The 24,665-nt window shown below is 62.6% G+C and carries 21 protein-coding genes and 1 pseudogene; 6 read left to right on the plus strand and 16 right to left on the minus strand.

The genetic code is table 11. The annotated features are described in order from the left end of the window. Positions 1 to 46: 46 nt before the first annotated feature. The 3 genes from L0U83_RS28095 to L0U83_RS28105 form a co-directional block, all read right to left on the minus strand. A complete protein-coding gene (locus L0U83_RS28095) occupies positions 47 to 1,144 on the minus strand; it encodes a hypothetical protein (protein WP_233887413.1) in 1,098 nt (365 codons plus the stop codon). A gap of 514 nt (positions 1,145 to 1,658) precedes the next feature. Further along, positions 1,659 to 3,128 carry a metal-dependent hydrolase family protein gene (locus tag L0U83_RS28100; RefSeq protein WP_233887414.1) on the minus strand — a complete coding sequence of 490 codons (1,470 nt, stop codon included), beginning with the start codon at positions 3,126 to 3,128 and terminating at the stop codon, positions 1,659 to 1,661. Positions 3,129 to 3,156: 28 nt separating this feature from the next. Next, positions 3,157 to 4,206 carry an AI-2E family transporter gene (locus L0U83_RS28105; RefSeq protein WP_233887415.1) on the minus strand — a complete coding sequence of 350 codons (1,050 nt, stop codon included), beginning with the start codon at positions 4,204 to 4,206 and terminating at the stop codon, positions 3,157 to 3,159. A 316-nt stretch (positions 4,207 to 4,522) separates the two neighbouring features. Here L0U83_RS28105 and L0U83_RS28110 point away from each other — a divergent pair. Next, positions 4,523 to 5,581 (plus strand): annotated as a pseudogene (locus tag L0U83_RS28110) (S1C family serine protease); the annotation flags it as partial. Positions 5,582 to 5,638: 57 nt separating this feature from the next. On the opposite strand, the gene L0U83_RS28115 reads toward L0U83_RS28110, so the two are convergent. The 6 genes from L0U83_RS28115 to gcvA all read right to left on the minus strand — a co-directional run bounded on the left by L0U83_RS28115 (position 5,639) and on the right by gcvA (position 12,995). Beyond that, the gene (locus tag L0U83_RS28115) at positions 5,639 to 7,111 is read right to left on the minus strand and encodes an alpha/beta hydrolase (RefSeq protein ID WP_233887416.1); all 1,473 of its coding nucleotides are present in this window, start codon (positions 7,109 to 7,111) and stop codon (positions 5,639 to 5,641) included. A gap of 44 nt (positions 7,112 to 7,155) precedes the next feature. Next, on the minus strand, positions 7,156 to 8,988 hold the full coding sequence (locus L0U83_RS28120; RefSeq protein ID WP_233887417.1) for an SLC13 family permease: 1,833 nt from the start codon (positions 8,986 to 8,988) through the stop codon (positions 7,156 to 7,158). 130 nt (positions 8,989 to 9,118) lie between these two features. After that, positions 9,119 to 10,225, minus strand: coding sequence for a GGDEF domain-containing protein (locus L0U83_RS28125; RefSeq protein ID WP_233887418.1), 1,107 nt, complete (start codon positions 10,223 to 10,225; stop codon positions 9,119 to 9,121). Between the two features lie 197 nt (positions 10,226 to 10,422). Continuing rightward, positions 10,423 to 10,704, minus strand: coding sequence for a hypothetical protein (locus tag L0U83_RS28130; protein WP_233887419.1), 282 nt, complete (start codon positions 10,702 to 10,704; stop codon positions 10,423 to 10,425). Between the two features lie 602 nt (positions 10,705 to 11,306). After that, the gene (locus tag L0U83_RS28135; protein ID WP_233887420.1) at positions 11,307 to 11,681 is read right to left on the minus strand and encodes a BON domain-containing protein; all 375 of its coding nucleotides are present in this window, start codon (positions 11,679 to 11,681) and stop codon (positions 11,307 to 11,309) included. 423 nt (positions 11,682 to 12,104) lie between these two features. Next, entirely contained in the window at positions 12,105 to 12,995 is an 891-nt protein-coding gene (gcvA, locus tag L0U83_RS28140) for a transcriptional regulator GcvA (protein ID WP_233887421.1), read from the minus strand. 108 nt (positions 12,996 to 13,103) lie between these two features. Between gcvA and L0U83_RS28145 the strand changes: the two genes are divergently transcribed. Further along, on the plus strand, positions 13,104 to 13,946 hold the full coding sequence (locus tag L0U83_RS28145) for an EamA family transporter (RefSeq protein WP_233887422.1): 843 nt from the start codon (positions 13,104 to 13,106) through the stop codon (positions 13,944 to 13,946). A 66-nt stretch (positions 13,947 to 14,012) separates the two neighbouring features. After that, on the plus strand, positions 14,013 to 14,906 hold the full coding sequence (locus L0U83_RS28150) for an alpha/beta fold hydrolase (RefSeq protein WP_233887423.1): 894 nt from the start codon (positions 14,013 to 14,015) through the stop codon (positions 14,904 to 14,906). Between the two features lie 329 nt (positions 14,907 to 15,235). Here the strand turns inward: L0U83_RS28150 and L0U83_RS28155 are convergent, their stop codons facing one another. The 3 genes from L0U83_RS28155 to L0U83_RS28165 form a co-directional block, all read right to left on the minus strand. Further along, complete coding sequence (locus L0U83_RS28155) at positions 15,236 to 15,808, minus strand: OsmC family protein (protein ID WP_233887424.1); 573 nt, start codon at positions 15,806 to 15,808, stop codon at positions 15,236 to 15,238. 46 nt (positions 15,809 to 15,854) lie between these two features. After that, positions 15,855 to 16,787 (minus strand): hypothetical protein, encoded by a 933-nt coding sequence (locus L0U83_RS28160; RefSeq protein WP_233887425.1) that lies wholly within the window; start codon positions 16,785 to 16,787, stop codon positions 15,855 to 15,857. A gap of 230 nt (positions 16,788 to 17,017) precedes the next feature. Beyond that, positions 17,018 to 18,061 carry an AraC family transcriptional regulator gene (locus tag L0U83_RS28165; RefSeq protein ID WP_233887426.1) on the minus strand — a complete coding sequence of 348 codons (1,044 nt, stop codon included), beginning with the start codon at positions 18,059 to 18,061 and terminating at the stop codon, positions 17,018 to 17,020. A 414-nt stretch (positions 18,062 to 18,475) separates the two neighbouring features. On the opposite strand from L0U83_RS28165, the gene L0U83_RS28170 reads away from it, so the two are divergent. Next, entirely contained in the window at positions 18,476 to 18,640 is a 165-nt protein-coding gene (locus L0U83_RS28170; RefSeq protein WP_233887427.1) for a hypothetical protein, read from the plus strand. A gap of 104 nt (positions 18,641 to 18,744) precedes the next feature. On the opposite strand, the gene L0U83_RS28175 is transcribed toward L0U83_RS28170, so the two are convergent. Further along, positions 18,745 to 19,662, minus strand: coding sequence for a LysR family transcriptional regulator (locus tag L0U83_RS28175; RefSeq protein WP_233887428.1), 918 nt, complete (start codon positions 19,660 to 19,662; stop codon positions 18,745 to 18,747). Positions 19,663 to 19,801: 139 nt separating this feature from the next. Here L0U83_RS28175 and L0U83_RS28180 point away from each other — a divergent pair, with 139 nt between their 5' ends. Together L0U83_RS28180 and L0U83_RS28185 are read left to right on the plus strand one after the other, a co-directional pair. Beyond that, the gene (locus L0U83_RS28180) at positions 19,802 to 20,566 is read left to right on the plus strand and encodes an SDR family oxidoreductase (RefSeq protein WP_233887429.1); all 765 of its coding nucleotides are present in this window, start codon (positions 19,802 to 19,804) and stop codon (positions 20,564 to 20,566) included. Positions 20,567 to 20,641: 75 nt separating this feature from the next. Beyond that, entirely contained in the window at positions 20,642 to 21,433 is a 792-nt protein-coding gene (locus tag L0U83_RS28185) for an SDR family NAD(P)-dependent oxidoreductase (protein WP_233887430.1), read from the plus strand. 136 nt (positions 21,434 to 21,569) lie between these two features. On the opposite strand, the gene L0U83_RS28190 is transcribed toward L0U83_RS28185, so the two are convergent. Genes L0U83_RS28190 through fae form a run of 3 tightly spaced genes read right to left on the minus strand, consistent with a single transcriptional unit; the run spans position 21,570 to position 24,590 of the window. Beyond that, a complete protein-coding gene (locus L0U83_RS28190) occupies positions 21,570 to 23,024 on the minus strand; it encodes an NAD-dependent succinate-semialdehyde dehydrogenase (RefSeq protein WP_233887431.1) in 1,455 nt (484 codons plus the stop codon). After that, positions 23,021 to 24,040 carry an aldo/keto reductase gene (locus tag L0U83_RS28195; RefSeq protein ID WP_233887432.1) on the minus strand — a complete coding sequence of 340 codons (1,020 nt, stop codon included), beginning with the start codon at positions 24,038 to 24,040 and terminating at the stop codon, positions 23,021 to 23,023. The genes L0U83_RS28190 and L0U83_RS28195 overlap by 4 nt, the downstream gene beginning before the upstream one ends. 28 nt (positions 24,041 to 24,068) lie before the next feature. Then, positions 24,069 to 24,590, minus strand: coding sequence for a formaldehyde-activating enzyme (fae, locus tag L0U83_RS28200; protein WP_233887433.1), 522 nt, complete (start codon positions 24,588 to 24,590; stop codon positions 24,069 to 24,071). Between the last annotated feature and the right edge of the window lie 75 nt (positions 24,591 to 24,665).

The following is a 24,665-nucleotide window of genomic DNA, read 5'->3' on the forward strand; positions in this document are numbered from 1 at the left end:
GGTGCATGACTGGCGTCACGCACCCGGGCCTATGCTGCGAAAGTCGTCAGTTGGGATCGATCGGCGGACCCGGCGGACCCGAATCCACCTGCCTCATCGTGGGCGCGATACCCGCGCCCTGAGCCATATTGCCCGCGCCCTGGGCCGCGATCGAACGCGAGAGGATCTCCCGCGCTTCGCCGCTCGATGAATCGACCGTCAATGCGTGCCCCGCGTTATGCCAGGCGCACACCCATCGCCCATCGCGGGCGCACAGCCGTGCGTAGCCAAGTAACGAATCGCGCTGATCTTCGCGCGAAGTCAATTCGGCCTGCATTTGCAGCGCGGTGCCGTTGCCCGGTTGCTCCGCGAGCGCGGAATTGATCGCGCTGCGCGCAGGCCCAAGGCTGTTCTTGTCGAGGCTCGCACGCGCGCTTGCCAGATTGCGCGCGACGTCGGCGCGCGCATAGGCGGAGGCCTTCGCTGCGTTGGCCTTCTCTTCGCTGGCCTTTTCTGCCTTGATCTTCGCGGCAGCGAGTGCGCGCTCGTCGGCACTGTTCTTTCGCGCGGCGACGCTCGGCGGCACGGTCTGCGCCATTGCGGTACGCGGCTGCGGCGCTTGATGTGGCAGTGGCGCTTGTGCGGTCATGGCCGGCGGCGCGACATGCGCCACTACGGGCGACGGCGCGCTCACGGCAGGCCGCGGCGGCACACTGGCAACCGGAGCAGATGGCACGCTCGCGACCGGCGGCGGCAACTGCGCGACGGCTACCGGCGGTGCGCTGCGCAACGTGCGCAGCTTCGTGTCGTGCACGGCTGATGTGGGCTTCGGCCCGAGGATCGCTCCCTCGACGATCTGGGCGCCCGGTGTCGGCTCCCGCTCGACTCGATGCGAAATGACGTACGCGGTCAGCAGGAACGCGATCGAAACCACGCTGCCGATAGCATAGAAAGGCAACCACGAGCGTGGCGCCGCGGGCGCTTCATCGCGTAGTTCGTAATCGCTGTCGCGGGGCGCACCGCTGAAACTGAACGACGGAGGTTTCCAGTCCGCGCGCGCATGGCGCGCGAAACCATCGTGCCATTCGGGCGCGGCGGATTCGCTTGCCGGCGACATGCGCGGGCCAGCGGAAAGTTGCTTCGCGCCGCACTGAGGGCAAATCATCAGTGGCGCATTAAAACCGGTCCCGCAGTATGGACATCCCCACGGACCAGACGTGGCTCGGCCAGGTTCGTTGAACATTGCAGGCATGGAAGCTTTGAAGGATGGTTTCGGGTTGGCTACCGGCGGCTGGTGCGCGTCGCAGCGGAGGCAACCAGGCGGCACGGATTCGACGTAGTCGCTGAAGTCCCTACTGTATTTCGCGGATCGTTGGACGGTTGTAACAAATAGTCGTTTTGAATATGGGCTACTTCGCCGCGAAGTTCAACCGGCGGAATCGGCCAGATGGCGGATTTTGACAGGCGGGATTTCGACCCCTGTAGCGGGTTGTATGGCCATGCCATGATGGCTGCGCCACGCAGGCCAATGTGGCCACTTGATGGTGCCCCACGTCGTGACATCTTGATACAGAAATCGTGTGACTGATACGCGATGCGCGGGGCGTTTTCGCAACGCGCTCGCGGCTACCGGAGCTTCGATTACAGGGGATCGAACGCAAGCCCCCTGCCCCGCAGCATCACGCCTTCAGCGCATCCTTGAAAACGCGCCCATCCTTCATGATCAGGTTCAGGTTCTGATCGGGGTTGGCTAGCAGAGTCATATCCTGGAGCGGGTCGCCAGCCACGATCAGCAGATCCGCATACGCCCCCTCTTCCAGCACGCCAAGCTTGTGCGGATACGGGTTACGCTCGCCCGCCAGCGCGAGCAATTGCCCATTCGTGGCAGTGGCCATGCGCAACGCCTCGGCGTTCGAATACCAGCGCGTCATGTGCCCAAGCATCGTGCCTTGCCGCGTGGCCAGCGCCTGCGAGAAGAGCAGATCCGTGCCGAACGCCACCTTGAGCCCGTGCTTGCGCGCGAGCTTGTACATGTTGTCGGTCCCGGCGGTCACCTCGAGAAACTTCTCGCGGCTCGACGGCGCCATCGGCGCTACATCCTCTTCGCTGGTAAACGGTTGCGTGCTCAACCATGTGCCGTTCTTCGCCAGAATTTCGGCGCTCCGGTCGTCGATGAGGTGTCCGTGCTCGACGCATTGCGCGCCGGCGGCCACGCAACGCTTCACCGCTTCGGGCGTGTATGCATGCACGAGCACGTAGGTACCCCAGTCGGATGCCGTTTCCACCGCGGCTTTCAGTTGCGGCTCGGTGAACGTGAGCATGTCGAGCGGACTGCGCGGCGTGGAAACGCCGCCGCAACCCACGATCTTGATCTGCGTAGCGCCCAGCATGAACTGCTCGCGCACACGCAGGCGCACTTCGTCAGCCGTATCTGCAATGGCGGCAGCGCCGGTTCGCTCGACCTCGCTGATCTGGCTGCTCGTGCGCGGCACATCCGTCAGCAGACGAAAATCCCCATGTCCGCCCGTCGTGGTAATCATCGCGCCGCAGGGATAAATGCGTGGGCCACTCAGCATGCCGGCGTCGATGGCCTGCTTCAAGGCGAACGCGGGCCCCCCAACATCGCGAATGGTCGTGAATCCGCGCAAAAGCGTGCGCTGTGCCTCGGCGCCCGCGGCCAGGTACACGAAACTCAAGTCGGACTGCAAGATGGCGGCGATAGGGAGCGCGGCGAGCAGCGAATGCCAGTGCATGTCGATGAGGCCAGGCATCATCACCTTGCCGCCGCAGTCGATCACGCGGCCGCCCGACGCGTTCTGCGCGTCAGGCGAGCCCCGGCGCAACTGCGAGATGCGGTTGCCATCGACCACCAGATACATGCCGTCCTGAAGCGCGGCCGACTTGCCGTCGAACAGGCGAAAGTTCGTGAACGTCGTGGGCTGGGCGGGCGCCGCGGCGCCGGGCTGCTGCGCACGGCTGAACTCAGGCAGGACCGCGCTCAACAAGGATGCGCCCATGCCGATCAAAAAGCCGCGCCGGGCAAGATCGGCGCTGATGCGGCGATTCGCGAACGCTGCGAGCGCCTTGTCGCACAGGCACGCGGAAACCGGGCCGATTGCGTTGCCGCGGCGGTTCATTCTGGAAGCCATAGTTCACCTGTGAAAGTAAGTCACGCATTTACTCTGCATGCCTGACTACATCATCCTTCGTCAACAGCAACGCCAGCGGCCGCGTGGAGCTGAACGCGGAAAAGATAATCGTGAGCGCCACGGTCCCCGGCACGGCGAGAAATGCGCCGGGAATGCCCCAGATCGCCGTCCACGCGGCGAGGCTCATGAGGATGACCGCGGGACTCAGGTTCAGCGAACCCGCCATCAACCACGGGTCAAGCACGTTGCCCATCACGAAGTTGATCGCCGAAAGTGCAATGAGCAATGTTATCGCTTCGTTCCACTGACCAAATTGAAGCGCGGCGAGCAAGGCGGGAAGCGCAACGGAGATGAGCGAGCCCGCATACGGCACGAAGTTGAGCAACACGATGAGAATGGCAATGAGCGGTGCGAACTCCAGCCCGACCAGATGCATGCAGATCCAGCTGAGAATGCCGAGCACCACGCCGAGCAGCGCTTTCAACGCCAGATACGTGCCGATCTTCGCGTTGATGGCGTCGATCACAGGCTCCATGTCCGCCTTGCCGCGCATGACAGCAGAGAGCTTGCGGCGGAACCGCCCCATCTCGATCATGAAGAACGCCGTGTACAGCAAAACGACGAGCGTCGTTGCCATGATCGAAGAGAGCGAGCCGAGGAGCGAGGTGAGAAGCGACTGTACGTTGACGGTCGCGAGCAACTCGCGCCGGAATGCCGCCCACGAAGCTTCGGTTTCCAGATGAAACAGCGCGGTGATTTTGGTGAGCAACGCGAGCAGCGTGGCTTCGTACTTGGGCGCCACGGCAAGCATGCGGTCCGTGTCGGATAGCAGCAGTTCGGTTGCGAGCCACACGGCGACGAGTATGAGCGCGGCGGCGCTCCAGTAGCGCACGCCCGTGCGAATGCGCTTGCCCACGTGAGGCACGCGCCGCAGGATTTCGGCGAGCCCGTAGATCACGTACGACGTGATGATCGCGAATGCGATCGGCACCAGCACAGGCCGCCCGATATATAGCACCCATCCTGTGATGACGGCGATGACGACCACGCAGGTGAACGTGACGAGATCCTGTTTCATGGAGATGCTTTGGATGACGAACCACGTTGCGTTGATGAGACGTTAGCAAGCCATCAACGTCCCGCCGCGTTTTATCCGGCCCCAATAATGCGTCTTCGGGGCGCGATCGGGCGCTACTTCGAAAGACTAGCCGCTTTGAAGAAGACTTGCGCGCTGGCTGGATTCCGGACCACGTCCAATTAACCGCGCCCCCATTTTCGTTGCACGCACATCGACTCTTCGAGCGGTCAAAAGATCCTTCTTTCCTTTAAGTCACGTTTAAGCAGCAAAAAGTACCTTACGCGCACCTTCACCAACCACTTCGAAGACCATAGCAATGAGTACCATCAAATATCGGCGCCGGGGCCTGATCGCCGGTGTAGCGGTGGCGCTTGCCGGCGCCTGGGTCGTTAGCCACGAGCGCGCCAGTGCGGACGAAAGCGGCATCACGAAAACGACGTTGTCGGCACCCGCGCCCAAGACAGACGACGTCAAGGGCACGGCGCCGAACTTCTCGGCGATCGTCTCGCAGTACGGTCCGGCTGTGGTCCATGTCGAGGTCGTCAAGGAAAACCCGGACTCCGAAGACGGTCACTCGGGCGCCTTGGGATCGGGCTTCATCGTGAGCCAGGATGGCTACATCCTGACGAACAATCACGTCGTCGAAGGCGCGGACGACGTGACGGTCAAGCTCACCGACGGCCGCAAGTTCCCCGCGCGCGTCATCGGCACCGACAAGGCGGGCGACGTGGCCGTGCTGAAGATCGCCGGTACGGGCTTCCCGACGGTGAAGATCGGCAATCCGGCGAACAGCAAGGTGGGCGACTGGGTCGTCGCGATCGGCTCGCCTTACGGTCTCGACAACACCGTGACCTCGGGCATCATCAGCGCGAAGTCGCGCCAACTCTCGGAAGATAGCCCGACGCACCTCATCCAGACCGACGTGCCCGTCAACCCGGGCAATTCGGGCGGCCCGCTCTTCAACCTGAACGGCGAAGTCATCGGCATCAATTCGATGATCTATTCGCGCACGGGCGGCTTCCAGGGCCTCTCGTTCGCCATTCCCATCGACGAAGCCATGCACATCAAGGATCAGATCGTGCAGGGCGGCGGCAACGGCAGTACGCTGGCCCGCAATTCGCATCCACGTCTTGGCGTGGCCGTGCGAGCGCTGACCAGCGACGAAGCGCAGCAAGTCGGCGTGGACGGCGGCGTGCTCGTCGTGAAAGCCGGCGGTCCGGCAAAGGCGGCTGGCATCACCGCCGGCGACGTGATCGTCGCGGTCAACGGCATCGAGGTGGACAACGTCGACCAGTTGCAAAGCATGATCGCGCGGGCACGCAGCAACGTGTCGATCGTCGTTGCGCGCGACGGCGAGCAGATGACCGCGAAAGTCGAACTCGCGCCGCGCGCATAAGCCTCAGGCCGGGCCCAGCGCGTGCCGACCACGCGATCACGGCCCGCGGCTCGCCAGGTCGTCGATGCGCTCGACGATGTACCCGTAGAAGGGGTTCCACGAGAGCCGCGTGAGGAACCCCGCCCCGACGATCAGCGCCCCGGTTTCGCCGCGAACGGATTGGGCGCCCAGGTGGATGCCCATGTCGTCGTTGGGATCGGGCGTGCGGCCGTAGAGCGAATCGGTCACCGGAAACGGCAGGGCGATGTGTGAAAGCGAATAGACGTCAGGTGGATAGTCGAGCCCCGTGGGTTCGACTTTCGCCGTAGTGTCGTTCGGCGCCGTGCTCTCTTCGACCACTTGCGGCGAGGTGGCGGAGGCGTTGGTGAGCACGGTCAACCGGTAGCGCAGCGGCGGCACTGGCGAGAGGCGTCGCAGCGCGTCACGCATCGAAGCGTGCAGCAACGGGCTCCATTGCGCTGTGCGGTTGATGTCGAACAGCACAAGCTCACTGCCATTGGCAGGCAGTTGCGAATACAACGAACTGATGATCGCGCTCGTGCGTACCGTGGAGTCGAGTACGGACTGGAATGCGAGCGTGGGCGGCAGCGCGGCCAGTTTGCCGTTGCGCGCCGCGTCCGCCACTTCCTGCTGGATCTTGCGCGTGACCCGCCACGACTGGCGCGCGCCGTTCACCGGAAACGAGTTGTACTTGAACGGATTGAATTCCGGCACGATGTCGAGCCACGCGGCTTTCGCAAACGCAGGCAGGATCGCGGGCAATGCCGCGAGCCCCGCAAAGCGCGCGAAGGCCGTAATGCCGATCATCGGCGAAAGCAGGATCAGGCGATCCGCTTTCGGCAGGCTCGGGTCATCCAGCGCCTCGAGCGAGTATTGCAGTGCGAGCGCGCCGCCGTTCGAATACCCCACGATATGCAGGGGCGACGGCGACGGCACGAGGCGCCGCGCTTCGCGCACGGCGAGGCGGGTGGCCGCCTCCCAGTCTTCGGCCGTCACTTCGGTCAGCCCGGCGGGCACGGTGCCGTGGCCCGGCAAGCGCACCCCCACCACGGCGAATCCATCTTGCTGATAGCGCTGCGCGATGTGCCGCAGGCTGTATGGTGAATCGGTCAGCCCATGCAGCATCACGGCCACGCCGCGCGGCGAGCCCTGCGGCATGAGTGTGTACGAGCGGTTCCAGTCGGTGCGAAAGTGTCCGGGATAAATCGGGCTGCCCGAGAAATAGCGGTTGGCGGGAACGCGTTCGTTTGCCGGCAGTTTGTCCGTCACGTTCTTCTTGACCGAGTCGAACAGGCGATTCTCGTTCGCGATGTATTCCTCCCACGTCGCATGATCGATTTCGTGCGCGTGCATGTCTTCCGGCACGTACGTGTGCCACAGGCTCAACGGCGCCTTGCGCTGCGCGTCGTATAACCGCACGCCGGCAATGCACACGAAAGCGATCAGCACGAAAAGGAAAAGCCGCTTGATCCAGCGAAGGGCCGATGCTCCCGTCAAGAAATTCGCCATCTCCGGTCAACGCCTCGCAAACGGGGGGCCGGCCTTTCCTCACGCTAGCGCGGGAAAACCGGCCAGATGAGCGGTACCAGCAGTACGGTGATCACGAGCGCCCCGAGCGCGGCCGGCGAGCCCACCTTGAAGAATTCCCGAAACCGATAACCACCCGCCGTGCTGACGAGCGCATTCACAGGCGTCGATATCGGCGACATATAGGCCGCAGATGCAGCAACCGCCGTCGTCATGGCGAACGGATACGGTGATGCATGCAGGTGCGCCGCCATCGCAAGCACCACGGGCGCCATCAGCACCGCCGTCGCCGTGCCGGAAATCACGGTGCCGATCACGAGCGTCAGCAGGAAAACAGCGCCCAGCAGGCCATGCGCGCCCCAGTTGCCGGCCACACGCAGCACGGCGTCGGCGGCAATGTCGATGCCGCCCGTGCGTTGCAGCGCGATGGAAAACGGCAGCATTCCCACGATCAGCACGAGGCTGCGCCAGTGAATCGCACGATACGCGCTGTCGAGGCTCACGCAGCCGAACGCGCCCATCAGCAGACACCCGATCAGGCCCGCCAGCACGTTCGGCACGCGTGACGTGAGCATCATCGCGATGACGAGCGCCATGATGGCGAGCGCATGCAGCGCCTTGTGCGGCACGGGCACGTAGGCGTCGCTTTCGACCGGCATGGCGAGACACACGATATCGCGCTCGACGGACTGCATCGAGAAGATGTCGATCCACGGCCCCACCACCAGCAGCGTATCGCCCACCTTCAGCTGCGTGGCCTGCAGATCCTGCTCGAGCGCGGCGTCGGCACGGCGCAGGCCGACGACCGTCACGCCATGCCGGCGCAGCGCGGCGGAACTGCGCGCGACGTTGCCCACGAGCGACGAGTCCGGCGGCACGATGACCTCGGCCATACCCACGTCGTGGGTCTGGTCCGTGAAGTACGCGCCCGACATGCGACGCACCGCGAGCGCATAGCGCACGCAAAACGCCTCCACGTCGAAGCTCGCGGACTCCACGTCGAGCAACAGCACGTCGCCGGGCGCGATGCTGCTGTCCGCCGTCGCGGGCAGCACCGTCGCGCCCATGCGCGTGCGCCGCTCGATCGCGACGACGTGCGCCACGGGGTCGTCGTCGAGCCCGGTGTGCCCGAGCGTCTGCCCCACGAGCGGGGAATCCGCGCCCACCTCCAGGCGAAATGCGCGCCCTTCGAGCGAATAGCGCGCGACCCAGTCGTTCAGCGACGGGCGCGTGGTCGCCTCTGCGCCGCTGGTGCCGTTCAGAAAGCGCCTTGCGAACAGCATCCAGCCAATGCTCGCGGCGAGAATCGGCAGGCCCAGCGGCGTGATGGCGAAAAAACTGAAGCCCTGGTAGCCGTGATAGACAAGCGCGCTGTTGATGACGAGATTCGGCGTCGTGGCGACGAGCGTGAGCATGCCGCTCGTGAGCGCGGCCATGCTGACCGGCATGAGCATGCGCGCGCGCGACACGCCCGACTGCCGCGCAATGCGGATGACGATGGGAATGAAGATTGCCACGACGGCCGTCGAACTCATGACCGAGCCCATGACGCCGACAACGGCCATGATCAACACGACGAGGCGGCGCTCGCTGGACCCGCCGCGCGCGATGAGGTAGTCGCCCACGCGCTGGGCGACGCCCGTGCGCGCGAGGCCGTCGCCGAGCACGAAGAGGGCCGCGATGAGAACGATGTTCGGGTCGGAGAAACCGGCCAGCGCCTCGTTGACGCTCACGATGCCCGAGAGCGACAGCGCAACGATCATGATGAGCGCCACCGCGTCCGAACGGGGCCGGCCGATCAGAAACATCGCGATCGCACAGGCCAGACAGGCAACGGTCATCAAAAGGTCGGTAGACATGATTTCGCTGTGCCTGGTCCATGTACCACTCAACGGGCCTCGGAAACCACTGCTACCGCAAATAGTGCCGGATTTTGAAAACTTACGTTTCAGCGCGGGATTGATGTCACGTTTGTGAACATCGATGCCTTCACGCCTCCAGCAGGGAAACGCGGTTGCGCCCCTGGTGCTTGGCCCGGTACATGGCCTGATCGGCCTGGTCGAGCAGCGAGCGCGCCAGCACCTCGGGGCTCGCGGCGAGCGCGCTCAATCGATACGCCGCCACGCCGATCGACACGCTGAGCGTAATGCGCTCGCCTTCGTCGTCGAGCACTTCGAGCGCCTCGACCGCAAGCCGGATCCGCTCCGCGACAACCAGTGCGTCGGGCAGCTCGCACATCAGCAGCGCGACGAACTCTTCGCCGCCGTAACGCGATACCGTATCGCCCACGCGAACCTGCTGCTTCAGGCAGGTGCCAATTGCGCCCAGCGCGAGATCGCCGGTTGCGTGGCCGTGCGTGTCGTTGATCTGCTTGAAATGATCGATGTCGATGAAGAGGCACGACATCGGCGCCGCATGCGAATTCGCGCGTCGAATCTCCTGGTGCAGGCGCTCGTCGAAATAGCGGCGGTTCGACAGGCCCGTGAGCGGATCGGTCACGCCGGTCTTGCGTAGATGCTCGCGGTGGGCGACGTTGTCGAGACTCGCCGCTGCCACACTGCTGAAGCGCATGAGCAGGTCGGTGCCCATGCTGGCGTCGAAGCGCGTGGGGTCATCGCTTGCGAGGCACAAGTAGCCGAGCACGTGGGTGCGGTTCAGGAGCGGCAACACGATCGCGCTGCCAGCCAACGTCTGCGCCGCTCGCGCGCCGAAGAAGGTCTCGCTCACCGCGGGCTCGAGATCACTCATTTCGCTCACGCGGCCAAGCCACGGCTGGTTGCCCGCGCACAGGCGCGCCAGCGCGAGGCCGCCCTGGAGCCCGGATCTCAGGTTCGCTTCGAGGTCGGCGCGCCCGTAGTCGGCTTCGAGCAGGTCGCGCAGGAGCGGCGTGCGGGCGTCAAGCCAGATGCACGAAGAAGCGAGCCGGAACACCTCGGGCAGATAGACGAATATCCCTTCGAGAAAGGCGCACCAGTCGTGCGCGCCGATCAGGCGCAGTTCCACGTCCTGGAAAGACTTCGAGGCGCGCTCGTTCCGCTGAACGGTTTCAATAAGCGCAGCAAGATCCAGTGAAGGCTGAGTCCCGGGATGTGTCACGATGCATCGAGAATATTCCGAAGCCTGCTATTACGGCAGCTTGGGGACAGACTTGAGCGCTGGACGACGAAGATTTGCAGCCCGAGCGCCTTTTCCAGCGGCGCGGGGCGTGGCTGCGCTCCGCCCGCAGGACCGCGGGAAAACAAAAGGCCGCTGCCCTCATGGGCAGCGGCCTTTCTTACGGCGAGAGGCTACTGTTATTTGGCCGGAGATGCTGTGCTCGGGGTCGCCAACGTGTTGTTGTTAGGGCCGCCGGGGACCGGCGCCGCGTTATTGTTCGCGCTATTCGGCGACGCGGCGCTCATACCGCTGTCCGAGTTGGCGGCGCCCGGCGTCCCGTAACCGCTCGTTGCATTGTTATTGGCAGCGGCGGGCGATACAACGCTCGGGGTTGCCAGCGTATTGTTGGCCTGTGCATACGCACCGGCCGACAGCGTGAGTGCGGCCGCCGCAATTAACGTGCAGGTTGCCTTCTTCATGACTCGCTCCTCCTATGATTGGACTGGAATTCCGGCACAAACGATCCACCCGTGTTTCTCCTTGGCGGTCGTTACATGCGCGGCTCGCGGCGATCAAAATCGCGTAACTGTTCGCAGCGGTATGCGTAAAACAAACCACTACCAGTTGATAACAAGTTTAGGAAAGCGAGCGCAGATAATTAAGCGCATTGTGCGCAACGATTTATTTCGCTTTTTGGCATTACCGTAATGGATTCGGATCGCGAATCCGAGGGCTGCGTGATTCACGCATTCGGATGGATGGCCAGGCAGTTACGAGAATGCCTTTGGGCACTCTGATTGAAATCCAGCTCAACGATATGCACCGCACTTTGCGCGCCGCTGTCTTCGCATCCACGCCGCACGGGTCATGGCCGTGCGACGCTTTCGTTGCATGCGCATCGAGGTGATGTTTCATCTCCCCATCGGCATGTGGCCGCAACGTGCCGGCAAAATACAGTCAACGCGTGAGCATTCTGACTGCTTGGGCTTCGCGATATGAAACCTTCAGGAAGAACCCGGAGACCCGTCTCCGGGTGTCAGCGCATGCGCCCGGCCGGGCGCAAAGCGATCGCGGGGGAGGATCAGGACTCGTTCGGACGGATCGTCAGCGCGTTCTTGACCGACGTTACGCCCTGCACGCCCTTGGCGACTTCGGTGGCGTGTTCGAGCTGCGACGACTCAGGCACCGAACCCTGCAGAGTCACGGCGCCGTCACGCACACGCACGGTGATCCTGGCAACGTCGACCTTCTTGTCCTTGGCGAGCGCGGAGCGGACCTTCTTGCTGAGCGCGCGGTTAGCAGCCTTCTCCTGCTTCGATAGTGCGTGCGACGGGCTGGCCTGCTGCTCGGCAGCGGCAGTCGCACCGCTCGCCGCGTCGTCCTGCGCATAGGCGTGCAGCGATGCAGCCACGAGAGCCGTCGCTGCGGCCAGCTTGAATACTTGAAGAGCCTTCATGCAGTTTCTCCTGTTGTCACAGTCTTGTTGTGGGCCCACGAACGAGCCGGTGCACTACACCATCCGCTACTACGCATTCGCACGCCAAACGCGGGCGCGCGCCAGATTATATGAATGTAATGTGCGGCGCAGGGCGGGGAAAATGCGGCCGAATCATTAGCTTGATATCGATCCCATCATGGAGTAGGGGCACCGTTTGTAGCCATGAGCTTATGGTCACATCGCCCCCAACCCCAATTGGGTCCGTCAACTATCGAACGGCTTCGACACGCTTTTTCCCTGTTGGGAGAGAAATCGGGCGCATATCCGGTCGCGCGTGCGCGGAAAAAGTCTGCCTGGCGTCGCAAATTTGCGACGCCAGTTCTGGCGGCGGATCGGCGCGATAACCGACTTTTTCTTGCATCGCGCGGCACCCCGCAGCGTTCACGAACCCATCCCCTCCCGCTCCAGCCACGAACGGAACAGCCCGACCCGGTCATCGCCAGACTTCTCATCGGCAACATAAGTGCAATAGCTGCGCGACGGCAGGCGCGGCCCCGCGAACGGCGCGACGAGCCGTCCAGCTGCGAGATCGTCGGCTACCAGCGCGGTTGGCCCCATCGCAATGCCGATTCCGTCGATCGCGGCCTGCAAGGTCAGATAGAAGTGGTCGAACGTCAAAGCGGCCGCCGGCCTCAGTTCAGGAATCTGCGCGCTCGCCAGCCAGTCAGGCCAAAGCCGCGGAAGACTCGAAGTATGCAGCAACGTGTGCTCTCGCAAATCGCCTGGCGAGCGGAGCGGCACGCGCTGCAAAAGCGTAGGACTACACACCGGCAGCCGCTCCTCGGACAAGAAAGGCCGCATCGAATAGCCGTAGAACGTGTCCGGGCCACCCCGGATGATGGCGTCGTAGTCGTCTTTCAGACTCTCCAGCGGCTCGTTCGACGTTTCCACGTTGACGTCCACGTCGGGATGCTCGGCGCGGAATTTCGCCAGTCTCGGCACCAGCCAGCGCAATGTGAATGTCGCGGGCGCGTTTACGGATAGCGTCTGCGAGACCGTTCGAAGGATGCCGTATCGCGCGGTTGCCTGCGAGAGCTGTTCGAACAAGGGGCCGATTTCGTCCAGATAGGCCTTTGCCGCCGGAGTGAGCTGCACACGCCGGTTGTGCCTTTCAAACAGAGACGCGCCAAGCCACTCCTCCAGCAGGCGCACATGCTGGCTCACCGCCCCTGGCGTTACGTGCAGTTCTGCGGCAGCTTCCTTGAAGCTGGCGAGCCGGCCTGCGGCTTCGAAGGCCCGCAGGGCATTGAGCGGGGGCAACATCGGTTTCATTCGGAATAGTTTATCTAACGCGACTGGTCAATTTATCTGGTTTGTCGGCGCATCACAAGATAGATATCCTCCTGAATAGACCACTCATGAAACCCGGCCCACGACCTCATGCTCAGTTATACCGGCGGTATCGTGCTCTTTGCCGCGCTGCTCCACGCAAGCTGGAACGCGATGCTTCACGGCAACCGCGACCGGTTTTTATCCATGACGTGGATGAGCATCGCCATCGGAGTGGTTGCCACGCTCGCCGTTCTGTCCACGCCCTGGCCGGCGAGCGCCTCCTGGCCATACATCGTCGCGTCGGGGCTCGTGCATATCTTCTATAACGTGAGCCTCGTGCGGTCGTATCGACGCAGCGATCTGGCGTTGGCGTATCCGATTGCGCGCGGCTCGTCGCCGCTGCTCGTCACGCTCGGCGCGGCGCTTTTTGCACACGAGGCGATCAGCCCCTTGCACGTGCTCGGCATCGTGATGATTTCGGGCGGCATCATCGCGATCGCGCTGCAAGGGCGTCGCGTGTCGCGCGCGGGTGCGCTGGCCGCGCTGACGACCGGCGCAACGATCGCGCTCTATACCGTGATCGACGGCATAGGCGTGCGCTTGTCCGACGGCCAGCCGCTCGGTTACACCGCATGGATGTTCCTGTTCTACTGGGCGATGCCGGTGCTGTTCGTCGCGGCGCGCGGGTTCGCGCCGTTATGGACGCCGGTGCATGCCGAGCCGCTGTCGATCGCCTCGTCGCTGGCCGCAGGCCTCGTGTCCATCGCGGCGTATGGCATCGTGATCTGGGCACTGCAGTCAGGTGCGATGGGCGCGGTGTCTGCATTGCGCGAGACCAGCGTGGTGTTCGCGGTGCTGATCGGGCGGCTGTTTTTGCGGGAGGTGGTTAATCGAACGCGCTGGCTCGCCTGCCTGGTCGTCACGGCCGGCGCGGTTTGTCTCGGGCTTTGACATACCCGCGAGCACGTCATTTGCTCCGCGTGCGTCATCATTGAACTGAGTGCGAAGGAGCCCCTCATGCTTAAACATGTCGAAACCGAACTACTCGACATCGCCTGGCACGAACACGGCGATGCAAATGGATGGCCGGTCGTCCTGCTACACGGCTTCCCCTATGACATCCACGCGTACGACAAAGTGACGCCGCGCCTGATATCCGAGGGCGCCCGCGTCATCACGCCCTACCTGCGAGGATACGGGCCAACGCGCTTTCTTTCGTCCAAGACGCTTCGCTCGGGCCAGCAGGCAGCGCTCGGCGCGGACCTGCTAGCGCTGCTCGATGCCCTTCAGATCGACCAGGCCATCCTCGGCGGGTACGACTGGGGCGGCCGGGCGGCATGCATCGTGGCGGCGCTCTACCCGTCGAGAGCGCGGGGGCTGGTTTCGGTCAACGGCTACAACATCCAGAATATCGCCGCTGCGTTGCAGCCAGCCGACCCCGAACAGGAACACCGGCTGTGGTACCAGTACTACCTGCACGGCGAGCGCGGCCGGGCTGGATTGACTGAAAACCGGCGCGCGTTCTGCCGGCTCTTGTGGTCACTCTGGTCGCCGACCTGGCGCTTCGACGACGACACTTACGCCCGCTCGGCAGTGTCGTTAGACAATCCCGATTTCGTCGATGTGGTCGTTCATTCTTACCGCCATCGTTTCGGCCTGGTTGCAGGCGACCCTCGGTTCGACGAGATCGAACGGCGCCTGGCCGCCATGCCGCCGATCACCGTGCCAACGATCTCGCTCGAAGGAGATGCCGACGGCGTCCACCCACCCTCGGGAAGGGAGGCCAGTTCAAAGCGTTTCACGGGACGCCACGAGAACCGCATCGTGCCGGATGCAGGCCATAACCTTCCGCAGGAGGCGCCAGCAGCGTTCGCCGAGGCGATTCTCGACATCAACGCGTGGGCCGGTTGATCCCCGCGATTTTGCGCGACGCCTTTTATTCGGAGAAGAAACCGCATGGTTAGTGATGCGAATAAATGCGATGGCCAGTGTCATTGCGGCACGGCGCGTTTTGTAGCGACGTCTTTAGCCAGCATATGTGCTTCCTGAGCGACTGCCTTGTCCCATAGCAGAAGCAAAAGAACTGAACCTATCGTCAACAGGTTTTCCACTTCGAATCTCCCGTACCCGGCAGCGCCCCGAATTCAAGCCCCGGTTTTTGGCAAGACATCTCTTTCCTTTAAAAAAGCGGCGCGATGACAACGATTTCAGTCATCGCCGCGCGCGCCGCATGTTGCCATTCACTCGATCACGAGCGTCGATTTCAAACCAACCGCATTCGCGAGGTTGTAGACGTTCGGAGACGTCGCCATCACCGCGTCATGCACTTGCTCGAATTGCTCCCTGGTGCCGTTGCCACTGATACGAACGGTGTACCGCAAACACTCGTAGCCGTTCGCGATCTGCGGATCGAGTCCGAGAAATCCCCTCAGATCGATGTCGCCCTCGGTTTCAATCTCAAGCGCTTGCAGTGTGATCCCGCGCAGGGCGCATTGCGCGACGTAGCCCACCGTCATGCATGCGTTCAACGCCGCAATCAGATGCTCCTGAGGATTTGCAAACCGATTCGAACCGCCGAGTTCGCAAGGCTCGTCGATATCGATCGTGAAGTTGCGCGGCACCCGCTGGCCACCCATTGAAAACGCTTCGACCGTCGCGCGACTGCGGGTCTGGCCCAGCCAGGCAGTCGCAACCCGCCAGCTGGTCGTGCCTTTCGACGCATCGCCCCTGACGTCTTCGATCAGCGCAACCAGATTGTCGACGTTGAGCCCATTGACGATCTGCGCGTCAATCGACTGTGCATTGGCATTCATAGTGCTCTCTCCTTGAGTTGAGTGCTGCGTTCATGTCCGGCCTCGCTCAATGCAACGTGGCGAGCGCAGCCCGGATACGCATCCCCTGCTCTTCGGAGACGAGCCGATCCAGCACTTCCGCGAAATGGGGATGATGCATGCCGGAGTGGATGTACTGCCACCGGTATGCATGATGGAAATTTGCTTCGATCGAGCTGATTTCGGCCGCGTCGACGTTACGCCCGCAGTTCGCAATGAAATACCGCGAGTCCGCTGCCGCCTGCACGCGCAAAATGCCGTCGATCGCAACCACCAGTTCGATGAATTCATTGATCGCATCATCGCGGGCCGCATCCGTCAGCGTGGCGTCGTGCCGTTTCCATTCAAGTTCGTCGAGAATGGCGTGTTGACTTTCTTCCTTCCAATGGTAAAGAAATACATTCTTGAACAATTCGGATAGCTGATCGTCCTGCTGAATACTCTGACGATAGTGAATCTGCGTGAAAAGTTCGATATACAGCGTCATGGCCTGCACCGCCCACGTGCTCTTGCCGAGTACCACGGAGGCGAGCGCATCGGGATCGACGTCAAAGCGATAACCGGCGGGCAGCGTTTCGCCGATCATTTTCTCGATGCGTCGAAACAGTGCCTGGTGTTTAAGCTCTTCGTCGCTGAAGCGCACGAGCGCTTCGAGCGCCACTTGATCACCGAGCCAGTAGTCCCGGCTCACTTCCAGCACCTTGGCGTTGATGAAACGCTCGACCAGACCGAACACGTTCGCGTAGGTGCGCCCCTGAATCTGGCTCACGAACCGCTTCTCACGCTCCGAGAGCATGGTGAAATCCGGCACCAGCGAGAGTCCGTCTGGCAAATACTTCTGCGACATGTCGAAGCTTCGGCCGCCAATCACGTCACGGTCGATGTCCCAGTTGACCATTTTCGAGGCCCGAATGCATCGGGCGTAGCGATCGCGGTCGGACGGGCGCAGTACTGCGTTCATAGAAGTTCTCCCAATATGGACCGTGATGCGGTCCCGCGTTGAGTGTCGATTCACCCGGCAAGAGCCAGTCGAATGATCTGGCTTTCGGGCACGCTCAATTTACGATTAGGGATCTTGAAGTTCTATGATCGAGTCACCGAACGATATGACTGAAACGCCATTTTGGCTCATTGATCCACACTTCGAGCCAGATGATGTTATCGAGACCGCACTGCGTTTCAAAGGACGCGTCACCGGTCCGGCAGTGCCGAAACGCCACTCGTCTGTTCCAGATGCTGCGCTGATGCGGCCACGCCGCTCGTCCTTTCCTTGCTCTTGCGCCAGCCTGCAGGCGGCATGCCAAATTCGCGTCTGAATGCACGACTGAACGCGGCTTCCGACTCATAGCCAATCTGTTCCGCAACAGCGGTGAGCGGCTTGCTACCGGTCAGAAGTTCGTGCGCCGCAATCTGCATGCGCCATCTCGCGAGGTATTGCATGGGCGGCTGTCCCAGAAAATCGGTAAAGCGTTGCGCCAACGCGGACCGCGACAAGCCCACTTTGCGTGCAAGCGCATCGACGGTCCACGGATGGGCCGCCTGGCCATGAAGCAACGAGAGTGCGCGTCCAACGTAGCGGTCACGCACGCCGGCAAGCCACCCGGTCTGATCCTCAGGTAGCGCTTCAATACAGCTACGGATTGCTTCGACAAATAACAGTTCCGATAGCCTGGCAAGCACAATCGTGCCACCAGCGCGTGTCTCCGCTGCCTCAGCGGCCGCAAGTTTGAGAGATGACTCGAGCCACGCCGCACGCGGATCCTGGCGCATGTCAATCTTGAAGAGTCGCGGCAGCGATGAGAGCAGTGGATTGTTCAAGGTGTCGTCGCAAGCCAGAAAGCCGCACACGATGCGCGTCGCCGCGCCACCGCCGCCATGGGACAGCGTCATCACTTCACCAGGCGCTGCCGCCATTTGCCCGGCCAGCAGCGAGTCCGACGGTACGGGCACAAGATCAATCGCACTGCCGATGATGTGCGTTTCACCCTGAGGCACGACGATCAGTTCTCCAGCATGGACGTGAATAGCCGAACCAGGATCGTCGGACAGCTTCACCCAGCAATTCCCCTCGACGACCAGATGATAGGAAACGACGCGCTCGGAAGCCGGCAAATAAGCGCCGCAGAGCGATGCATCAGTGCGGCCGATCAAACACCACGGTGCGGTGAATGTCCCGTTCAGAAACACGGCGCCGCTCAGTCGAACAGCGCGCAGAACATCAGAGACAGCATCCATGAATAGCTCGCGTGAAATGCGATTTCCCGGGGGAGAAATCTGGCCGCTGGTCGTTCGTCACCATGGCCAAGCGCTACATCTTATACCCGCGACTTCATTTGATGACAGTCTCCTTACTAATGATTTCGTCATGCTTAATGAAGCACTTCGCGTGTCCGTTGGAGACGCTCGCAGTACGCGATGCATCGGCGAGAAGTGGACGATCGGTCAAGAAAGATCGACGTACGGGCAGGACGGCAATGACTTGCCGCAGGCAGAGTTCATCGCAGGAAGGAATAGCTTGATCAGCCTGACCCGTACTTCGCAATCAAGCCTTCCTCGGACCCTGGAAATTTGTCGCGTCACCCAATTTGCGCGAATCGGTTCACACACAGTGACCTACCGCTTCGGGCAATACGATAGCGTGAGATACCGATGAAACGCCTGATAAGCCGTGCGATGTACCACCCGATCGTCGCGTTATCCGTTTTCTATCTGGCCGAAGTGATGCATCACGTCGACTACAGCGTCTTTGGCGCGCTGCTGGTTCTGGCCGCGAAAACGACCTCACGTGTTTTAAGTACGTTCAACAAGGGATAGAGCGTGGATGCAACGCGTTCACTGACGAACCATGGTGCAGAACGATCGCGCACTCCCTGAACCTTCTGGATGAGCTGTCGATTCGTCACCGGCGTGGCATCTGCTCAATTGCCGTCATTCCGGTCCCAAGGCGGCACGCCACCGAACGCATCGACCAGGTAATCGATCATCACGCGCACTCTGGCGCTCAGGTGCCGACGGCTCGGATACAGCGCGAGTATGTCGATATCCGGCAAGCGGTACTCGGGCAACACGTGAACGAGCCGGCCCTCGCGGAGATCGTTGCCGATCAGGAAAGTGGGCTGCCAGATCACGCCGTGTCCGGCGAGGGCGGCTATGCGCGCCGTATCGCCGTTGTTGGTATGCATGTGACAGTCGACCTTCACCGAGTGAAGCTTGCCGCGCGCGTCGATCAATTGCCAGTCGTCGCCGGTGGCCGCGTACGTGTAGCCGATACAGCGGTGCCCGGCCAGCTCCGCTGGAGCTGCCGGAACGCCGAAACGAGCCAGATAGGCCGGCGACGCACACAGGATGTTTTGCGATGTCGCCAGCTTGCGGGCCGCATGACTGGTTGAACCAGCGCGTGAGATGCGAATGGCGAGATCGTAGCCTTCATCCACGATATCGACGACGCGGTCGATCAGTCCAACATCGAGCTCGATTCCCGGGTATTTCCGCATGAACCCGGGCCACAACGGCGCCAGATACAAAATGCCGAAGCTCACGGGGGCATTGATGCGCAGCCGTCCGCGCGGTTCGACCGACGCCGATGACACCAGGCCCTCGGTCTCGGCGACGTCGTCGAGGATCGACTTGCAGCGGGCGTAAAGCGTCTCGCCGCCCTCGGTAAGAGACAGCGTGCGCGACGAGCGATTCAGCAAGCGCGTGCCCAGATGCGCCTCCAGCTCATTCACATAGCGGGTGACATTCGCGGGCGACGTGCCGAGCGCGTCCGCGGCGCGCGCGAAGCCACCCCGGCTCACCACCATCACAAAAACCTCGAAGGCGCGCAGGCGATCCATCCATACCTCGAATCATTCATAAAAGCTGAATGACAGAACCACATTTTAGACCTTTCTACATGAAGAACTGAAGCCTATATTGCTTTCAACGGGCCAACGCACAGGGCGCTGGCAGAAGCAGTCCATCAGGAGATTGAACATGCAACGCTTGACAGGAAAAGTCGCCATCGTCACGGGTGCCAGCGCGGGAATTGGCCGTGCCACTGCAAAGCTGTTCGCGAAGGAAGGCGCCAAGGTGGTCATCGCGGCGCGCCGCGCGGTCGAACTTGAAGCGCTCGCTGCGGAGATCGTCAGCGAAGGCGGCGAAGCCGCATATCTGGCGGGTGACGTGCAATCGGAAGACTTCGCGAAGGCGCTGGTCGCGCTCGCGGTGAGCCGCTTCGGCCGCCTGGACATTGCCTACAACAACGCTGGTACGCTCGGCGAGATGGGTCCGAGCACCGGCATTTCCGAAGCAGGCTGGAATGCCGCGCTGTCGACCAATCTGACGAGCGCCTTTCTTGGCGCGAAACACCAGATTCCGGAAATGGTGAAGCAAGGCGGTGGATCGATCATCTTCACGTCGACGTTCGTCGGTTACTCGTTCGCGTTTCCCGGCACTGCGGCCTACGCCGCGAGCAAGGCGGGCCTGATCGGCTTGACGCAGGCACTTGCTGCCGAGTATGGCGCGCAAGGCGTGCGCGTGAACGCGGTGTTGCCGGGGGCCGTCGACACTGACATGTATCGCGGCATGAACGACACCCACGAATCGCAGGCGTTCGTCACGGGCCTGCATGCGCTCAAGCGCGTTGCAAAGCCGGAAGAACTTGCCCGGTCGGTGCTGTATCTCGCGTCGGACGATTCGTCATTCGTGACCGGTACGGCATCACTGGTTGACGGCGGCGCGTCCATTACCCGGACGTGATCTCTCCCCGGCGGCATCCGGCGTACACGTGCCGATGCCGCCAGTTTTACCTCACTCATGCAAAGGAAATGACTCGTGGACCTGAATCTGCAAGGCAAAATCGCATTGGTAAGCGGCAGCACCGCCGGCATTGGCTTCGCTATCGCCCGTACTTTGGCGCAGGAGGGCGCGCGCGTGATCGTGAATGGCCGCGCCCAGTCATCGGTGGATGACGTGGTCGCGCAACTGAAAGCCGAGACGGGCAGCGATGTATTGGGTTTTGCGGGCGATCTCGGGACAGCCGCGGCGGCCGATGAACTCGCAGCGCGCTACCCGGACGTCGAAATCCTCGTCAACAACCTGGGTATCTTCGAGCCCAAACCGTTCGAGGAGATCCCCGATGCCGACTGGTCGCGTTTCTTCGACGTCAACGTGTTGAGCGGTGTACGCCTCGCCCGCCTGTTTCTGCCCGCGATGAAGCGTGCCAACTGGGGGCGCATCATTTTTATTTCAAGCGAAAGCGGCGTGCAGATTCCAGCCGAAATGATCCACTACGGGATGACGAAAGCCGCGCAGATTGCCGTGTCGCGCGGGCTCGCCGAAGCCGTTGCCGGCACTGGCATAACAGTCAATAGCGTGCTGCCGGGGCCGACGAAATCGCGTGGCGTGGGCGAGTTCGTGGAGGCGCTTGCAAGCGCCGACGGCAAATCGTTTGAAGCGTTCGAACAGGAGTTCTTCGAGAAGGTCCGCCCCACATCGCTCATCAAGCGATTCGGTTCGCCGCAGGAGGTCGCGTCGCTCGTGGCCTATATCGCCAGTCCGCTTTCTTCGGCCACAACGGGAGCCGCGTTGCGAGCCGATGGGGGCGTTATAAAGAGCGCCTTTTAAAACCTCGGCCGACATTCGGTCGGTGTTTCCAAAGTTGGGTCCTTCCCCGCAAATCCGCGAAGCCGAAGAAAAAGCCGCCGCGCTCTCGCGCGGCGGCCTTCGCCAAAACCTGGCACGCGTGGTAACAGCGCAAAAATCAGCCGAGCCCGCCCATCATCAAGTACTTCGTTTCGAGGTACTCATCAAGCCCGTACTTCGAGCCTTCGCGCCCGAGCCCCGACTCCTTCACACCGCCAAAGGGCGCGACCTCCGTCGACAGAATGCCTTCGTTGATGCCCACCATGCCGCTCTCCAGAGCACCCGCCACACGCCACACGCGGCCAATGTCGCGCGCGTAGAAGTATGCGGAAAGGCCGAACTCGGTATCGTTCGCTGCCTGGATCGCTTCCTCCTCGGTCTCGAAGCGGAACACCGCGGCCACGGGCCCGAACGTCTCCTCATGCGCGAGCATCATGCCGCCGTGCGCGCCTGTGATGACCGTGGGCTCGTAAAACGTGCCGCCCAGCGCATGCGCGTGGCCGCCACACACAACGGCGCCGCCCTTCTCGATCGCGTCGCTCACATGCGCCTCTACCTTGCGCAAGGCCGCGCCGTTGATGAGCGGCCCTTGCGTGGCGCCCGCCTCCATGCCGCCCGCCACGCGCAACGCACGCACGGCCGCAACCAGTTTCTCGACGAATGCGTCGTGTACACCGGCCTGCACGTAGAAGCGGTTGACGCACACGCAGGTCTGCCCCGTGTTGCGGAACTTCGAGGCCATCGCGCCTTCCACTGCGGCATCGAGATCGGCGTCGTCGAACACGATGAAGGGCGCGTTGCCGCCCAGTTCGAGCGAGACCTTCTTCACCGTATCGGCGGCGGCGCGCATGAGCAGTTTGCCCACGCGCGTCGACCCCGTGAACGAGATCTTGCGCACGGCCTTCGAGGCCATGAGCGTGTCGCCGATGGCAGGCGCATCGCCTGAAACGACGTTGAACACGCCGCGCGGTATGCCCGCCTCGACCGCCAGTTCGGCGAGCGCGAATGCCGAAAGCGGCGTCTCTTCTGAAGGCTTGAGCACCATCGTGCAACCCGCGGCGAGCGCGGGGCCGGCCTTGCGGGTGACCATCGCGAGCGGGAAATTCCACGGCGTGATCGCACCGACCACACCCACGGCCTCCTTCGTCACGACGATACGCGCGCCCTTCTTCGGCGCGGGAATCACATCGCCGTAGGCGCGCCGCGCTTCCTCCGCGAACCACGTGAGAAAGCTCGCCGCGTACGCCACTTCACCCAGCGCTTCCGCATAGGGCTTGCCCTGTTCGGCCGTCATGATGCGCGCGAGGTCTTCGCGATGTGCCTGCATCAACTCGCCCCAGCGGCGCACCTTCGCGCTGCGCTCCGCCGCCGTGGCATCGCGCCATGCGGGGAACGCGTGCGAGGCCGCCGCCACGGCCTGCAGCGCTTCGCGCGCGCCGGCGCGGGCGACTTGCGCGAGCGGCTTGCCGGTGGCCGGGTCGATGACCGGATAGGCGGCATCGCTGGCGACCCACTCGCCGTCGATGAAGCTCGACGTGCGCCACAGGCGCGTTTGCTTGAGTCCTTCGATCATGCTGCGATCTCCAGGCGTCGTGCCGCGCGCGGCACGCGCGGAATGCGTGCGCTCACGTAATCGTTGATCACGTCGCACGGCGTGTAGTTGCGCTCGAGTTCGTAAAGCTCGTCGGCGCTCAGTTGCGTGTCGAGCGCGGCGAGCGCGCTTTCGAACTGCGCGACGGTGTCCGCGCCCACGAGCATCGACGAGATGCCCGCGTGCCCCAGCACCCACGCCTGCGCGATCTGCGCGCTCGACACGCTGCGTGCCGAGGCAACCTCCGCGACCGAACGCGCGATATCGCGCGAGGCTTCGTCGTCGTACATCTGCACGGTGAAGAAGTCGGTCTGGTTGCGCACCGATTTCGCGTCGCCCGAAAGCAGGCCGCGCGCAAGCGGGCTGAACACCGAAACGCCCACGCCCTGGTCCTGGCAGAACGGAATCATCTCGCGCTCTTCCTCGCGATACGCACAGTTGAGCTGCAGCTGCATATTGATTGGGCGTGCGAAGTTATAGCGCTCGCACGCCTGCAGAATCTTGGCGAACTGCCACGTGAACATCGTCGAAACGCCGATATAGCGCGCCTTGCCCGCGCGCACGATGTCGTTGAGCGCATCCATGGTTTCTTCGACTGGCGTGTTCACGTCGAAGTAATGCAGCATGTAGATGTCGACGTAGTCGGTTTGCAGCCGGCGCAGCGAACCGTCGATACCTTCCATGATGTGCTTGCGCGAGTGTCCCTGGTTATTCGCGCCATTGCCGATCGGATAACCGACCTTGGTCGTGAGCACGAGTTCGTCGCGCTTCGCGAGACGCCGCACGATGCGCCCCACGACTTCCTCACCGACACCCGTCGAATAGAAGTCCGCGAGGTCGATGAAGTTCACGCCCGCTTCGAGCGCGCGGCGCACGATCGGTTCGCTCTGCTCTTCGTTGTAAATCCAGGGCTTCCACTCGGGCGTGCCCATGTTCATCGTGCCGAGACACAGGCGCGACACCTTAAGGCCGGAGCGGCCAAGTTGCACGTATTGCATCGTAGTCACCTGTAACGATTCGCGCGGCTCAAGCCGCCTTGGCCTTCGGCGTATAGAAAGGATTGCTGATCTGATCCTTGATCTTCGCAATGTCGTCGAGCTTGGGAAGACCGTTCATCGCGGCGCGGATGGCCGTTTTGCAGGCCACGTAATTGTTCTCGTACACGGCGTCGAGGTCGTCGCACGACCAGTTCACCCAGTTCGCCGTGACGATGCACCATTCGTTCTCCGCTTGCGGCGGCAGCGTGCCGTCGAGCATCGCTTCCGTCACCGCCTTCGCGATGGCCGCTTGCGACGCGCCCCACGTGGCGTTGCCGTGCAGGTCGCCGCGAATGTCGGCTTTGTTCACATAGAGCGTCGCGGGCTTGACCGGCACGTTCGGCTGCGCCACCACCATGAACGGCACGTGGCCTTGCGAAGGCGACGACAAGCTGTTCGTAAACGCCTGCCCCACGGGGCCATTGCGCGGGCCGATCATGATGTTGATGTGGGCAGCGTTTACGCCTGGTCCGGCGAAACCTTCGCCGATATAGACTTGCAGGTTTTCCATGTTTGACTCCGTCTCCTGTGTCATGGGTTCGAATCTGGCCAGACGCATTCCAGCACACGCCACAAGCGCCCAAAA

The organism is Paraburkholderia flagellata (assembly GCF_021390645.1).
Classification (GTDB): Bacteria; Pseudomonadota; Gammaproteobacteria; order Burkholderiales; family Burkholderiaceae; genus Paraburkholderia; species Paraburkholderia flagellata.